10 protein-coding genes are annotated in these 13,729 nt (G+C 67.6%); 5 read left to right on the top strand and 5 right to left on the bottom strand.

Annotation, left to right across the window (positions count from 1 at the left end; genetic code table 11):
* The first annotated feature begins 52 nt into the window (after positions 1 to 52).
* Positions 53 to 517, top strand: coding sequence for a tRNA (cytidine(34)-2'-O)-methyltransferase (locus ACZYY4_RS02750; RefSeq protein ID WP_463807877.1), 465 nt, complete (start codon positions 53 to 55; stop codon positions 515 to 517).
* Positions 518 to 652: 135 nt separating this feature from the next.
* Here the strand turns inward: ACZYY4_RS02750 and ACZYY4_RS02745 are convergent, their stop codons facing one another.
* The 4 genes from ACZYY4_RS02745 to ACZYY4_RS02730 all read right to left on the bottom strand — a co-directional run bounded on the left by ACZYY4_RS02745 (position 653) and on the right by ACZYY4_RS02730 (position 6,793).
* Positions 653 to 1,300, bottom strand: coding sequence for a nitroreductase family protein (locus ACZYY4_RS02745; protein ID WP_463807876.1), 648 nt, complete (start codon positions 1,298 to 1,300; stop codon positions 653 to 655).
* A gap of 47 nt (positions 1,301 to 1,347) precedes the next feature.
* Positions 1,348 to 2,292 (bottom strand): alpha/beta fold hydrolase, encoded by a 945-nt coding sequence (locus ACZYY4_RS02740; RefSeq protein WP_463807875.1) that lies wholly within the window; start codon positions 2,290 to 2,292, stop codon positions 1,348 to 1,350.
* A 156-nt stretch (positions 2,293 to 2,448) separates the two neighbouring features.
* Positions 2,449 to 3,438: an MOSC domain-containing protein gene (locus ACZYY4_RS02735; RefSeq protein WP_463807873.1), complete on the bottom strand. Its 990-nt coding sequence runs from the start codon at positions 3,436 to 3,438 to the stop codon at positions 2,449 to 2,451.
* 46 nt (positions 3,439 to 3,484) lie between these two features.
* Positions 3,485 to 6,793 (bottom strand): error-prone DNA polymerase, encoded by a 3,309-nt coding sequence (locus ACZYY4_RS02730; RefSeq protein ID WP_463807969.1) that lies wholly within the window; start codon positions 6,791 to 6,793, stop codon positions 3,485 to 3,487.
* 113 nt (positions 6,794 to 6,906) lie between these two features.
* Here ACZYY4_RS02730 and ACZYY4_RS02725 point away from each other — a divergent pair, with 113 nt between their 5' ends.
* Together ACZYY4_RS02725 and ACZYY4_RS02720 are read left to right on the top strand one after the other, a co-directional pair.
* The gene (locus ACZYY4_RS02725) at positions 6,907 to 7,338 is read left to right on the top strand and encodes an MmpS family transport accessory protein (protein ID WP_463807872.1); all 432 of its coding nucleotides are present in this window, start codon (positions 6,907 to 6,909) and stop codon (positions 7,336 to 7,338) included.
* Positions 7,335 to 10,238 (top strand): MMPL/RND family transporter, encoded by a 2,904-nt coding sequence (locus ACZYY4_RS02720; protein WP_463807871.1) that lies wholly within the window; start codon positions 7,335 to 7,337, stop codon positions 10,236 to 10,238. The genes ACZYY4_RS02725 and ACZYY4_RS02720 overlap by 4 nt, the downstream gene beginning before the upstream one ends.
* Before the next feature lie 9 nt (positions 10,239 to 10,247).
* On the opposite strand, the gene ACZYY4_RS02715 is transcribed toward ACZYY4_RS02720, so the two are convergent.
* Positions 10,248 to 11,120: a universal stress protein gene (locus tag ACZYY4_RS02715; protein ID WP_463807870.1), complete on the bottom strand. Its 873-nt coding sequence runs from the start codon at positions 11,118 to 11,120 to the stop codon at positions 10,248 to 10,250.
* 70 nt (positions 11,121 to 11,190) lie between these two features.
* On the opposite strand from ACZYY4_RS02715, the gene otsB reads away from it, so the two are divergent.
* Positions 11,191 to 12,294, top strand: a complete 1,104-nt coding sequence (gene otsB / locus ACZYY4_RS02710; RefSeq protein ID WP_463807868.1) for a trehalose-phosphatase — start codon at positions 11,191 to 11,193, stop codon at positions 12,292 to 12,294.
* Positions 12,295 to 12,345: 51 nt separating this feature from the next.
* Positions 12,346 to 13,728: an acyl-CoA dehydrogenase family protein gene (locus ACZYY4_RS02705; protein WP_463807867.1), complete on the top strand. Its 1,383-nt coding sequence runs from the start codon at positions 12,346 to 12,348 to the stop codon at positions 13,726 to 13,728.
* Position 13,729 lies beyond the last annotated feature (1 nt).

Here is a 13,729-nt window from a genome sequence, read left to right as displayed (position 1 = left end):
GCGGGGCGACGCCGATGCATCGCGATCCGCGCCGGGCCGTAACCTCAGCTGCGTGTTTCGGGTGCTGTTCTATTCACCGCGCATTCCGCCCAATACCGGCAACGCGATCCGGATGGTGGCGGCCACCGGCGCGGAGCTGCATCTGGTGGAGCCGCTGGGCTTCGATCTGTCCGAACCCAAATTGCGCCGCGCCGGACTGGACTACCACGACCTGGCGGCGGTCACCGTGCACCCGTCCCTGCCGGATGCCTGGGCTGCGCTGATGCCGGCCCGGGTGTTCGCCTTCACCGCCCACGCCGAAACCTCGTTCGCCGACGTGCGGTACCTGGCCGGCGACGTGCTGATGTTCGGTCCGGAGCCCGACGGGCTGGATGCGGCGACCCTTGCCGATCCACACATCACCGAACAGGTGCGCATCCCGATGCTGGCCGGGCGGCGGTCGCTGAACCTGTCCAATGCCGCCGCGGTCGCGGCCTATGAGGCGTGGCGTCAGCACGGGTTCGCCGGCGGGGGGTAAAGGTCGGGTCGGGTGTAGCGGTCGGGCCGGCAGAGCCATTCGACGACTGTGCGGTTTGGTTCGCCGAAGCGCCGAAATGCCAACCAAACCGCACACTCGGCGCATCGTCCGGTCAGGAAGTCGGCGTCTTGACGATCACCATTTGTCCCAATGCGTCACCTGCTCGGCCGGCAGCCGCTTGGCCGGCTTGAAGTCGGTGCCCACCGTGTAGGCGATCGGGAACAGGCCGCCCTGGCTGTAGTCGTCGTAGGGGATGCCGAGCACCTCGGCGGTCTGCCTCTCGCCGTCCTCGAGCAGGTGCAGCGTCGTCCAGCACGAACCCAGTCCGCGGGAGCGCAACGCCAGGCAGTAACTCCAGGCGGCCGGGAACAGCGACGCCCAGAACGACGCGCTGATACCCAGCGGCGCCTTCTCCGGCCGGCCTTCCAGACACGGGATCATCATCACCGGCACGTCGTGCAGGTGCTCGGCCAGGTATTTGGCTGAGCCGCTGACGAACTCCATCCGCTCGCCGCGCACGTCGCCCTCGCCATAGTCGGGCTTCATCTGGTTCAGATACGGCAGGGCGTTGGCGCGGTAGATGTCGGCGATCGCCTGCTTCTTGACCGGGTCGGTGACGAACATCCACTGCCAGCCTTGGGCGTTGGACCCGGTAGGCGCCTGCAGCGCGATGTCAAGGCATTCCATCAGCACCTCGCGCGGAACCGGCTTGTCAAGGTCGAGGCGCTTGCGAACCGATCGGGTGGTGGTCAGGACTTCGTCTACGGACAAGTTGAGTGGCATGTGGCGAGACTATCGAGCTTTACCGCCAATGTCTGGGTCACGGACCGCTAAGGCGCCGCCGGCGCCTGACCTGGCGACGAGTCGTCGCCCAGTCCATCGAAAAACTCGAGGATGGCCCGCGCACCGGTCTGCGGAATCTCCGCTTGCCAGAAGTGGCTTGCAAACGGCAACAGCTTGACGTCGTCGGGCGAGCCGGGAATATCGTGCGCCAGCCGTAATCCCCAGGACGGCGGCAAGAAGCAATCCTCCGCGGCCCAGATCACCCGTGCCGGCTTGGTCCAGGATTGCAATGTCGGGACGGCATCGAGCGTCCAGCGCGGTGATTGCGCGACCACATAGCGGATCCAGTCGCGCTGCAGTTGGCCGCCTTGGTCCAAGGCCGCAAACCAGTCCTGGGCCAGGGCGGCGGGGAAACGGCCGCGCACGATGGTCTGCTGCAGGCTGTGCCGCTTCAAGATGAACTGCAGGAGCGTGATTCTGGCGAGCAGCGGGATGAGTTGGTGTCGGGCCAGCCAGGCCGTGATACTGATCATCGGGACCAGCCAATTGTCGTAGCAGACAACGTCGGTAAAGACGACGGCCTTGACGCGTTCGCCGTGATGCTTCAGGAACTGCTGGCCGTGTGAGCCGCCCTGGTCGTGGAAGACCGCATACGTTTGGTCGATACCGAGGCCGTCCAGCAGTTGCGACAACATCGTCGCCTGGCCGGGGCTGGACAGGTCGGCGTCGGCGTTGGGTGCGGATCGCCCCAAGCCGAGCAGGTCCGGCACGATGCAGTCATAGTGCTCGCCGAGGGTCCCCAACAGCTGTTCCCACAACCGGCAGGAGGTGGGAATCCCGTGGACCAGCAACAGGGTTGGCCCGTTGCCGTGGCGCAGGTAGGCGACGCGCCCGCAATCCAGGTCGATGTACTGCCGGTCCAGGGTCCCGATCGCCATGGACGGTGTTTCCGGCTGCATCTGGCGCAGCGGCGTCCTATTCGCTGTCAACATTTGTTTTCTCCAAGGCGCGACGCGAGACTCAGCTGGGGTGCCGGGCTCGGATCTGAGCGTAGCGGTGGTGATCCTCGCCTGGTGCATGTGCTCGGCCGGATACCGCGCCGAGCGTGAATCGGTGGCGAGATGTTGTCCCGCCGTTTCGCACCGGGCTCACGCTCGGCGGGTAAGACCGGTCTTCGATATCGCGGCGGTGCCGGCCTTCATCAGCAGGCGTTTGACCATCGCGGCGCCCGCCCCCGCGGTGGACGTGATGACCGACCGGTCCGACGGAACGAAATGAAGGGGGTCGCCTTCGCGGAGTCGCCCGCTGCGGGAGACCGTTCCGTAGACGCCGAGGCAGTGCCGGGCCTGGGCGGCGAGGGTGTGGGTGATCTGCCGATCGCGCCTCAGCTCGTATTGCTGGTGCGACGGCATCACGCAGCGGACCGTGGGCAGTAGCGGTGTGAGGTCGGCTTCGGGAGCCCGCAGCGTGCCGCCGCACCAGCCCAGCTCCGGCGAGTCCGAGGTTTCGGTCGCGTCAATCAGAATCGTGGGGCGGAATCGGCGAACGTCGAAGTCGGAATCCGGGGCCAGCCCGATCATGGTCCGTAGTGTCTGCTCGGTGATGACATGCACCGGATAGGCGTCGGCGTAACTGCCGACCGGTGTGACGTAACGGCTCAGCTCCACAAGCTTTTTGACCGGGAACATCGATAAGTCCGGTAGGGGTTCGTCATCGTCGAGGCCGAAGAAGTCGCGCATATCGCCCGGGGTGGCCATTGTCCCGCGATATTGGTCGCGTTCCTCGATCGGCGGCAGCGGCCTCAGCTCGACGTCCCTGTCGAGGTAAGACGAAAGCGCTTGGTGGACGCCAGGGTCGAAACTGGAGATCTCTTGGCCGTCCGGGAATCCGATGATCACCTCCGGCGCGTGACCCGGTCCGGCCTCTCGCGGCGGAGGTTGCGTATAGCGCGCGGTGCACAGCAGCAGCCCGGGCAGGCGCTTAGCGCTTGTCGTCGCAGCCTTTTTCAGGTCACGGACCGCCCATGTCCGGTCCGCGTGCAAGCCCAGTGCACCGACTTCGGCGGTGGCGACGCGTTGGCCGGCCATGGACTTCACCGGGTAGCGCCACATCCCGGTGATACGACCGACTTCAACCATGCCTGCAGAGCCTAACCAGCCGAGCGGCGCCGCTGTGCGACGGGCGTCAGCGGAAATCCCGGGAGCGCGACCCCACCACCAACTCGAGTGCGCCCATGCGCTCGGCCAGCACGGTGACCGCCCCACTGGCGTTCTGCACCCGCCCGCGGATCAGCAGTGCCGTCGCGGTCTGCGCCAATCGGCGATGCCGCGTCCAGACCCCCGGTGTGCACAGCACGTTGACCATCCCGGTCTCGTCCTCGAGGTTGACGAACGTCACCCCGCGGGCGGTCGGCGGCCGCTGCCGGTGCGTCACCGCGCCGGCCACCAGCACCCGGGTGCCGTCGGGGACGGCGGTGAGCTGCCCGGCCGGGACGACCCCGGCCGCGTCGAGGTCGGCGCGCAGGAACTGGGTCGGGAAGCTGTCCGGTGACACCCCGGTGGCCCACACGTCGGCCGCGGACAGCTCGATCTCACTCATCCCGGGCAGCTCCGGAGTGTGCCCATCGCACCCGGACACCCCCACCCCGGGCAACCGGTCCGGCCGCTGCCCCGCCGCCGCTCCGGCCGCCCACAACGCCTCGCGACGCGACATGCCGAAGCCGCCGAACGCGCCGGCGGTCGCCAGCGCCTCGGCCTGGGGCGCCGAGAGCTGCACCCGGGCAGTCAGATCCAGCAGCGAAGCGAATGGTCCATGAGCGTCGCGGTCGGCCACCAGTCGCTCGGCGAGGTCGACACCGATTCCGCGGACGACACCCAACCCGAGCCGGACCTGGGTCCCGGCTTCGGCCAGCGTGGCGTGCGCCAGGCTGGCGTTGACACACGGGCCGTGCACGACGACCCCGTGCCGGCGGGCGTCGGCGACCAGCGACTGCGGCGAATAGAAGCCCATCGGTTGCGCCCGTAGCAGTGCGGCGCAGAACGCCGCCGGGTGGTGCAGCTTGAACCAGGCCGAGTAGAACACCAGCGACGCAAAGCTCATCGCGTGACTCTCCGGAAACCCGTAGTTGGCGAAGGCTTCCAGTTTTTCGTAGATCCGATCGGCCACCGCGCCGGTGATGCCGTGACACTGCGCCATGCCGTCGTAGAACCGGTCTCGCAGCCGACGCATTCGCTCCGGAGACCGCTTGGAGCCCATCGCGCGCCGCAACTGGTCGGCTTCTCCCGCGGTGAATCCGGCGCAGTCCACCGCGAGGGTCATCAGTTGTTCCTGAAACAATGGAATTCCCAAGGTTTTTCGCAGCGCCCGTTCCATGCACGGATGCTCGTAGCTCACCGGGTCGATGCCGTTGCGGCGGCGAATGTAGGGATGCACCGACCCGCCCTGGATCGGCCCGGGGCGGATCAGCGCCACTTCCACCACCAGGTCGTAGAACACCCGCGGGCGCAGCCGCGGCAGAGTGGCCATCTGCGCGCGCGACTCCACCTGGAACACCCCGACCGAGTCGGCGCGGGTCAACATCTCATACACCGCCGGTTCGGACAGATCGATCGCGGCCAGGTCCACCGAAATCCCCTGGTGTTCGGCCACCAGGTCGATCGCGTAATGCAGCGCGGAGAGCATGCCCAGTCCCAGCAGGTCGAACTTCACCAAACCGATTGCCGCACAGTCGTCTTTGTCCCACTGCAGCACACTGCGACCGGGCATCCGCGCCCATCCCACCGGACACACGTCGGCGATCGGCCGGTCACAGATCACCATGCCGCCGGAGTGGATTCCCAGATGTCTTGGCAGGTCGGCGATCTGGTCGGCCAGGTCGATCACCGGCCCGGGGATACCCTGGGTGTCAGCGTCGTCGGCGTGTTTCAATGCACCCCACCGGCCCAGCTGCTTACTCCAGGCGTCCTGCTGCCCCGGTGAGTAACCCAGCGCGCGGGCCATGTCCCGCACGGCGCTGCGGCCCCGGTAGGTGATGACGTTGGCGACCTGGGCGGCGTGGTTGCGGCCGTATTTGTCGTAGACGTACTGGATCACCTCTTCGCGCCGGTCCGACTCGATGTCGATGTCGATGTCGGGCGGGCCGTCGCGGGCCGGGGACAGGAACCGCTCGAACAGCAGCTCATTGGCCACCGGATCCACCGCGGTGACACCGAGGGCGTAGCAGACCGCGGAGTTGGCCGCCGATCCCCTGCCCTGACACAGGATGTCGCTTTCCCGGCAGAACCGGGTGATGTCGTGCACCACCAGGAAGTACCCCGGAAACCCCAGCTGGGATATGACTTCCAGTTCACGCTCGATCTGGGCATAGGCTTTGCGGTTCTGCGGCCCCCGGCCGGGCGGGCCGTAGCGCTGTTCGGCGCCGGCCAGGGTCAGCCGTCGCAGCCAGCTGCCCTCGGTGTGTCCGTCCGGGACACGAAACGGCGGCAGCTGCGGGGCGATCAGCGCCAGTGAGAACGCGCACTGTTCACCGAGTTCCGCCGCCGCCGGCACCGCCGCCGGGTGTGCCGCGAACAATCGGGTCATCTCCGCGCCGGAACGCAGATGGGCGCCACCCAGCGGAGCCAGCCGGCCGGCGGCGGCATCCAGGGACTGCCGGGCCCGGATCGCCCCCATCGCCATCGCCAGCCGGCCCCGGTTCGGCCCGGCGAAATGCGCTGCGGTGGTGGCCACCAACGAAACCCCGAACCGGGGCGCCAGTGCAGCCAGTGCCGCGTTGCGCTCGTCGTCGCAGGGATCGCCGTGCCGGGTCAGCTCGACACTGACCCGCGCGGCGCCGAACCGGTCCACCAGGTCGGCCAGCGCGGTGGCGGCCGCATCCGGGCCGCCGTCAGCCAGCGCGTGGCGGACATGACCCTTGCGGCATCCGGTCAGGATGTGCCAGTGTCCGCCCGCCGCGTCGGCCAGCGCGTCGAGATCGAAACGCGGCCTGCCCTTTTCGCCGGCCAGGTGCGCGGCGGCGATCTGCCGTGACAACCGCCGGTAACCCTCCGGGCCGCGGGCCAGCACCAGCAGGTGCGGGCCGGGCGGGTCCGGGTCGTCGGTGCGGGCCACCCGGCCCAAGGACAGTTCAGCGCCGAAGACGGTGGCGATCTCCCGTCCCTCGGCGGCCAGCTCGGCGGCCGCCTCGGCGAACCGCACCACTCCGTACAAACCGTCGTGGTCGGTCAGCGCGATCGCCCGCAGGCCCAGCCGGGCGGCCTCGACGACCAGCTCCGCCGGGGTGCTGGCCCCATCCAGGAAGCTGTACGCCGAGTGCGCGTGCAACTCGGCATAAGGCGGGGAAGGCAGGGAAGGCACCGTCGGGCGCGGCCCAGGCCGCACTGCCGACAGGCCACGCTCAGCCGACACACCGGCCGCGCCAGGGGTGTGACGAGGCTTACCATCGAGCACCCGCTCCATCTCCGCCCAGCTCGGCGGCCCGCTGCCCCAGCCCACACCCGTCAAGATATCGAACATACGTGCGAAACACTTAAGTTGGGTGTGAAAAAGAACTTTGATGCACTAATCTGTGTCAGATTCCGGCACGATGCGAAGGGGCCACTGCTTTCATGTTCGGCGTTCTCAGACGCGCCTGGTTGCCGTTGCTCATCGTGATGGTTCTCTTGGTGGGGGGTTTCACGGTGCAGCGGGTTCGCGGCTATTTCGGCGCCGACGACAGCGGCAACGGGACCGTTCCGTTCGAGGACACCAAGCCGTTTCACCCCAAGGTCGTGGTCTACGACATCTTCAGCCCGGACGGGACCTACGCCGACATCAACTATCTGGACTTGGACGCCACGCCGCAGCGCGTCGACGGTGCCAGCCTGCCGTGGTCGCTGACCCTGTCGACCACCAACCCTGCGGTGAGCCCCAACATCGTCGCGCAGGGTGACGGCACCACCATCGGCTGCCGGGTCACCATCGACGGCGTGGTCAAAGAGGAACGAATCGCCAACGGCCCCGTGAGCGCCCAGACCTTCTGCATTGTGAAATCCGCATGAGCAAACACATCAGTGACCCCGCGCCTGACGCCCCGACCGACACGATGCCGGCCGTAAAGCCGCCGCACCGCGGCGGCATCCCGGCGTGGATCCGCCGGCTGGCGGTGCCGATCATCCTGGTCTGGCTGGGGCTCACAGTGGTGGTGAACGTCATCGTGCCGCAGCTCGACGAAGTCGGGAAGATGCGCGCGGTGTCGATGGCCCCCGCGGACGCTCCGTCGATGGTCGCGATGAAGCGCATCGGCAAGGTGTTCGACGAGTTCAAGTCGGACAGCTCGGGGATGGTGGTGCTCGAAGGCGACCAGCCACTCGGCGACGATGCGCACAAGTATTACGACGAACTGGTCACCAAGATGGAGGCCGACCACACCCACATCGAGCATATCCAGGACTTCTGGAGTGACCCGCTGACCGCGGCGGGCTCGCAGAGCCCGGACGGCAAAGCCGCCTACGTTCAGGTGTATCTGGCCGGCAACATGGGCGAGACCCTGGCCAACGAATCGGTCGAGGCCGTCCAGCAGATCATCGCCAACACCCCGGCGCCCGAAGGGGTGCACGCCTACGTCACCGGCGGGTCCGCCCTCAACGCCGACCAGCACATCGCCGGCGACAGAAGCCTGAAGATCATCACCGCGCTGACGTTCGTGGTGATCATCACGATGCTGCTGAGCATCTACCGATCCATCGGCACGGTGCTGCTGGTGCTGGGCATGGTGGTGTTCGAGTTGAGCGCCGCCCGCGGCATGGTGGCCGTGCTCGGCTTCTACGACATCATCGGCCTGTCGACGTTCGCGGTGAACCTGCTGGTGACGCTGGCGATTGCCGCCTCGACGGACTATGCGATCTTCCTGCTCGGCCGATATCAGGAGGCCCGATCCCTCGGCGAGGACAAGGAGTCGGCCTTCTACACCATGTATCACGGCACCGCGCACGTGATCCTGGGTTCGGGGCTGACCATCTCCGGGGCGACCTTCTGCCTGCACTTCACCCGGCTGCCCTACTTCCGCTCGCTGGGCATCCCGCTGTCGATCGGCATGCTGGTGGTGACCTTCGCGGCCCTGACCTTCGGGGCCGCAGTGGTGACGGTGGCCAGCCGTTTCGGGATGCTGGAGCCCAAGCGGGCGATGCGGATCCGCAGCTGGCGGCGGCTCGGCGCGCTGATCGTGCGCTGGCCCGGGGCGGTGCTGGTGGCCACCACGGCGGTCTGCCTGGTCGGGCTGCTCACCCTCCCCGGTTACCAGCCCAGCTACAACGACCGGCAGTTCCTGCCGGCCGACATCCCCGCCAACGTCGGCTTCGCGGCCGCCGACCGGCACTTCTCCCAGGCCCGGATGAACCCGGAGCTGTTGATGATCGAGTCCGACCACGACATGCGCAACCCGGCCGACTTCCTGATCATCAACCGAATCGCCAAGCGGGTGTTCGAGGTGCCGGGCATCGGCCGGGTGCAGACCATCACCCGGCCGCTGGGCACTCCGATCGAGCACACCACGATCCCGTTCATCATGAGCATGCAGGGCACCACCCAGCAGCTGAACATGAAGTACCAGCTCGACAGCATGAAGAGCATGCTGAAAATGGGCGAGGACATGCGGGTCTCCGTCGACAGCATGAAAGCAATGCTCGAAGTCACCCGCGACATGTCCGCGACCACCCACAGCATGGCCACCAAGATGCACGTCATGCTCGGCGACATCCAGAAGATGCGCGACGAGATGGCCGACTTCGACGACATGTGGCGCCCGATGCGCAGCTACTTCTACTGGGAGCCGCACTGCTTCGACATCCCGATCTGTCATTCGATCCGGTCGATCTTCGACCTGATGGACGGCATCGACGCGATGACCGAGGACTTCGAATTAGTCCTGCCCGACATCGACAACCTCGACCGGCTGATGCCCAAGATGCTCGAGATCATGCCGCCGATGATCGAGACCATGGAGAACATGCGGACCACCCAGCTGAAGATGCAGTCCACCATGGAGGGCCTGCAGCTGCAGATGGAAGAGATGATGGACGGCCAGAACGCCATGGGCAAGGCGTTCGACGAGTCGAAGAACGACGACTCGTTCTACCTGCCGCCGGAGGCGTTCGACAACCCCGACTTCAAGCGCGGCATGAAGATGTTCCTGTCCCCCGACGGGCACGCGATCCGGTTCATCATCAGCCACGAGGGCGACCCGATGTCGATCGAGGGCATCAGCCACATCGCGCCGATCAAGCACGCCGTGCACGAGGCGATCAAGGGCACCCCGCTGGAGGGCTCCAAGGTCTATCTCGGCGGCACCGCGGCCATGTTCAAGGACATGAAGGACGGGTCGGCTTACGACCTGATCATTGCCGGGATCGCCTCACTGTGCCTGATCTTCATCATCATGTTGCTCATCACCCGGGCCGTGGTGGCCTCGGCGGTGATCGTCGGCACGGTGCTGCTGTCGCTGGGCACCTCGTTCGGGATCTCGGTGCTGATCTGGCAGCACATCATCGGGCTGCACCTGCACTGGATGGTGCTGGCGATGAGCGTGATCATCCTGTTGGCCGTCGGATCGGACTACAACCTGCTATTGGTCTCCCGGATGAAGGAAGAACTCCCCGGCGGAATCAAGACCGGCATCATCCGCGCCATGGGCGGCAGTGGCTCCGTCGTCACCTCGGCGGGCCTGGTGTTCGCGTTCACGATGATGTCGATGATTGTCTCCGACCTGAAGGTGATCGGTCAGGTGGGCTCCACCATCGGGCTGGGTCTGATGATCGACACCCTGGTGATCCGCTCGTTCATGACGCCGTCGATCGCCGCGCTGCTGGGCCGCTGGTTCTGGTGGCCGCAACGGGTGTGGTCGCGGCCGAGTCCGGTGGCGCAGCAGGCTACTGCGCCGGTCCCGGTGTCCAGCAGCGTCTGATCGCGGCGGTCACTTCTGCGGGCGGACGACGAGCACCGGCGCATACGCCGACTGCACCACCGCCATGCTGACCGAGCCCAGCAGCATGCCGGTGAACCCGCCGCGGCCGTGGCTGCCCACCACCACCAGCTGAGCCTGCTGCGACTGCTCGACGAGTTGGTCTGCCGGCCGGTCACAGACCACCACCCGGCGCACCGTGACGTCCGGGTAGCGCTCGTGCCAGCCTGCCAGCCGCTCGGCCAGGGCCAATTCGCCATCGGAGGCCATCGCGGCCATGTCGATGCCGGGGAAATCCAGCATTCCGGTGTCGTGCCAGGCGTAGACGGCCACCAACTCCACCCCGCGCAGCGACGCCTCCTCGAACGCCACCGACGTGGCGGCCTCCGACACCGGGGAACCGTCGATGCCGACCACCACCGGTGCGGTGTCGGGGCGCGGCCGGCCTTCCGGGTGGGCTTCGTGGATGACTGCCACCGGGCAGTGCGCGTGCCGGACCAGTGACGAGCTGACCGAGCCGAGCAAGCTGCGGCGCAGCAGCCCGTGGCCGCGGGACCCGACCACCAGCCGGGCGGCGTCGCGGCTCATGTCCACCAGCATCGGAACCGTCGAACCGACCACGATCTGCGCGTCGACACGCAGCTCCGCATCCTGGGTCTCGGCGATTTTGACGGCTTCCCGCAGATGGCGTTCGCCCTGTTCCTGCTGCCACTCGGTGTAGCCCGGCGGCATCGGCGTCTCGGGGAACGTCATCACCACCGGCGGGGCCAGCACGTGGACCAGGGTGAGCGGCAGGTTATGCAGGGCGGCGTCGCGGGCCGCCCAACCGACCGCGGCGTTCGACGAGGGCGATCCGTCGACAGCGACCAGGATTGCAGGGTTCACCCCTCCACGCTAAGCGGTGTGACACCGTGGTGACTACCCAGGCGTTCAGCGCAGGAAGGCGGACCCGAAGTTGCCCATCACGATCGACCCGCGGCGTCACGACGCGGTGCTGTGGTGTCTTGATGCCGACACGGTGGAGTTGACCGAGCGGCTGCAGCAGGCCGGGGTGCGGTCTCTGCCGGTGGCCTCGAGCGCCGAGCTGATGTCCGCGGCTGCCCGGCTGCGAGTCCGGCCGGGCCGGTGCGTGGTGATCACCGACTCCGAAGCGGACGTAAACACTGCTCGCAGTATGGGATTCGCCCTGGTGATCGGGTTGGGACATGACGGTGGCGACGCCATGGTGGCCGACCCGAGCAAGATCGAGGTGCGTACCGGCGACAAACCGATGTCGACGCTGGCCGACGCGATGACCGCCCCGGAGCTGAGCGGGCTCACCCACCCGGCGGTGTTCTTCGACTTCGACGGCACCCTGTCGGACATCGTCGACGACCCCGAAGCGGCCCGGCCGGTCGCCGGCGCGGTAGATGCGTTGGCCGCGTTGGCCGCCCGCTGTCCGGTCGCGGTGCTGTCCGGCCGGGATCTGGCCGACGTGCGGACGAGGGTCGGTCTGGGCGGGATCTGGTATGCGGGCAGTCACGGCTTCGAGTTGACCGGACCCGACGGTACCCACCACCAGAACGACGCCGCCGCCGACGCGGTGCCGGTGCTGGCCGGCGCGGCCGCCTCGCTGCGCGATCAGCTCGGGCCGATACCGGGAATCGCGGTGGAACACAAGCGATTCGCCGTCGCGGTGCACTACCGTAACGCGGCCCGGGACCGGGTCGGTGAAGCGACGGCGGCGGTACGCGACGCCGGGCGGCAGTTGCGGCTGCGGGTGACGACCGGCCGCGAGGTGATCGAACTGCGCCCGGAGATCGACTGGGACAAGGGCCGCACACTGCACTGGATTCTGGACCGGCTGGGCGCTGGTCCGGTGACGCCGCTCTACCTCGGCGACGACATCACCGACGAGGACGCGTTCGACGCGGTGGCCGATCTGGCGGGCGCCGGAATCATCGTGCAGCACAGCGACGACGGTGACCGCGCCACCGCCGCCCGGTTCGCATTGGACAGCCCCGCCCGGGTGGCCGAGTTCACCGCGCGACTGGCCGGCCGGCTCGGCGGCGGGGGGTAACGGCCGGGCGACGGGACGTTTGGCCGACCGCCGAACGGGCAACTCCCGTCCATGACCTTCGACCTCAGGCCGACGGCGGCACAACACGACTTGGCACGCCGTACCCACCAATTCGCCGAGACCGTCATCCGTCCGGTCGCACTCGACTACGACCAGCGCCAAGAATTCCCGTGGCCGGTCTTGGAGGAAGCCGCCCAGCAGGGCTTCTACAGCCCGTTGTTCTACCGGGATCTGATCGGGGACTCGACGGGTCTGTCGATGCCGATGTTCATGGAAGAGCTGTTCTGGGGTTGCGCCGGAATCGGGTTGGCGATCGTGATGCCGGCGCTGGCGCTCTCGGCGATCGGTCAGGCCGCCTCCCCCGAACAGATGCTGCAGTGGGCGCCGGAATGCTTCGGAACGCCCGGTGACCTCAAACTCGCCGCCCTGGCGATCTCCGAGCCCGAAGGCGGCAGCGATGTCCGGAATCTGCGCACCACGGCCCACCGCGACGGCGGCGACTGGGTGATCGACGGGCGCAAGATGTGGATCGGCAACGGCGGCATCGCCGACGTGCACGTGGTCAACGCCGTCGTCGACGAAGAGCTGGGCCACCGCGGCCAGGCGTTGTTCATCGTGCCCGGCGGCACCCCAGGCCTGGAGTTGGTGCGCAAACTCGACAAACTGGGCTGCCGCGCCTCGCACACCGCCGAGCTGCGTTTCGATCGTGTGCGGGTCCCGCAGACCAATCTGCTGGGCGGGCAGGACAAACTCGCCCGCAAACTCGCGCGAGCACGCGAAGCCGCTGCGGGCGGGAAGCCGTCCAGATCGGCGACGCTGGGTACTTTCGAGCAGACCCGGCCGATGGTTGCCGCACAGGCCATCGGCATTGCCCGAGCCGCACTGGAGTACGCCACCGGCTATGCCACCCGGCGTGTTGCCTTCGGCGGACCGATCATCGACCATCAGGGCATCGCCTTTCCGCTGGCCGAGCTGGCCACCCAGATCGACGCTGCGCGGCTGCTGACCTGGCGGGCGTCGTGGATGGCGGCCAACGGGATCGCGTTCGGCCACGGCGAGGGGTCGATGTCGAAGCTGGCCGCCAGCGAGGCCGCGGTACGGGCCACCGAGCGCGCCGTTCAGACCCTCGGCGGCTGGGGTTACATCACCGATCACCCGGTGGAGAAGTGGTATCGAGACGCCAAGTTGTACACCATCTTCGAGGGAACCAGCGAGATACAGCGGATCGTGATCTCGCAGGCGCTGGGCGCATCCGAAGGCGCTCCGCCGCTGCATGTCGAGATCGAGCCGTCCGGCGGCCCACTGAACCGGATGTTCGGCCGTGGGACCCCGGTTCGTACCCGCGCCGCCGGCGCTGCGCTGGCGATGCAAGACCGTATCCCCGATCCGGTGATGCGGGTCGCGATGAAAGTGCTGCGGCCCCCGCGCCCGTAAG

The sequence above is a fragment of the Mycobacterium sp. IDUB_21 genome, from assembly GCF_055419425.1.
The sequence above is the reverse complement of the archived record's forward strand: the minus strand, read 5'-3'. Positions and strand labels throughout refer to the sequence as shown.

What these genes read in the sequence shown, in the direction of transcription:
- ACZYY4_RS02720 (WP_463807871.1), top strand. Translation starts at nt 7,335, where the DNA reads ATGAGCAAACACATCAGTGACCCCGCGCCTGACGCCCCGACCGACACG.
- ACZYY4_RS02705 (WP_463807867.1), top strand. Translation starts at nt 12,346, where the DNA reads ATGACCTTCGACCTCAGGCCGACGGCGGCACAACACGACTTGGCACGC.
- ACZYY4_RS02740 (WP_463807875.1), bottom strand. Translation starts at nt 2,292, where the DNA reads ATGTTGACAGCGAATAGGACGCCGCTGCGCCAGATGCAGCCGGAAACA.
- ACZYY4_RS02725 (WP_463807872.1), top strand. Translation starts at nt 6,907, where the DNA reads ATGTTCGGCGTTCTCAGACGCGCCTGGTTGCCGTTGCTCATCGTGATG.
- ACZYY4_RS02735 (WP_463807873.1), bottom strand. Translation starts at nt 3,438, where the DNA reads ATGGTTGAAGTCGGTCGTATCACCGGGATGTGGCGCTACCCGGTGAAG.
- ACZYY4_RS02745 (WP_463807876.1), bottom strand. Translation starts at nt 1,300, where the DNA reads ATGCCACTCAACTTGTCCGTAGACGAAGTCCTGACCACCACCCGATCG.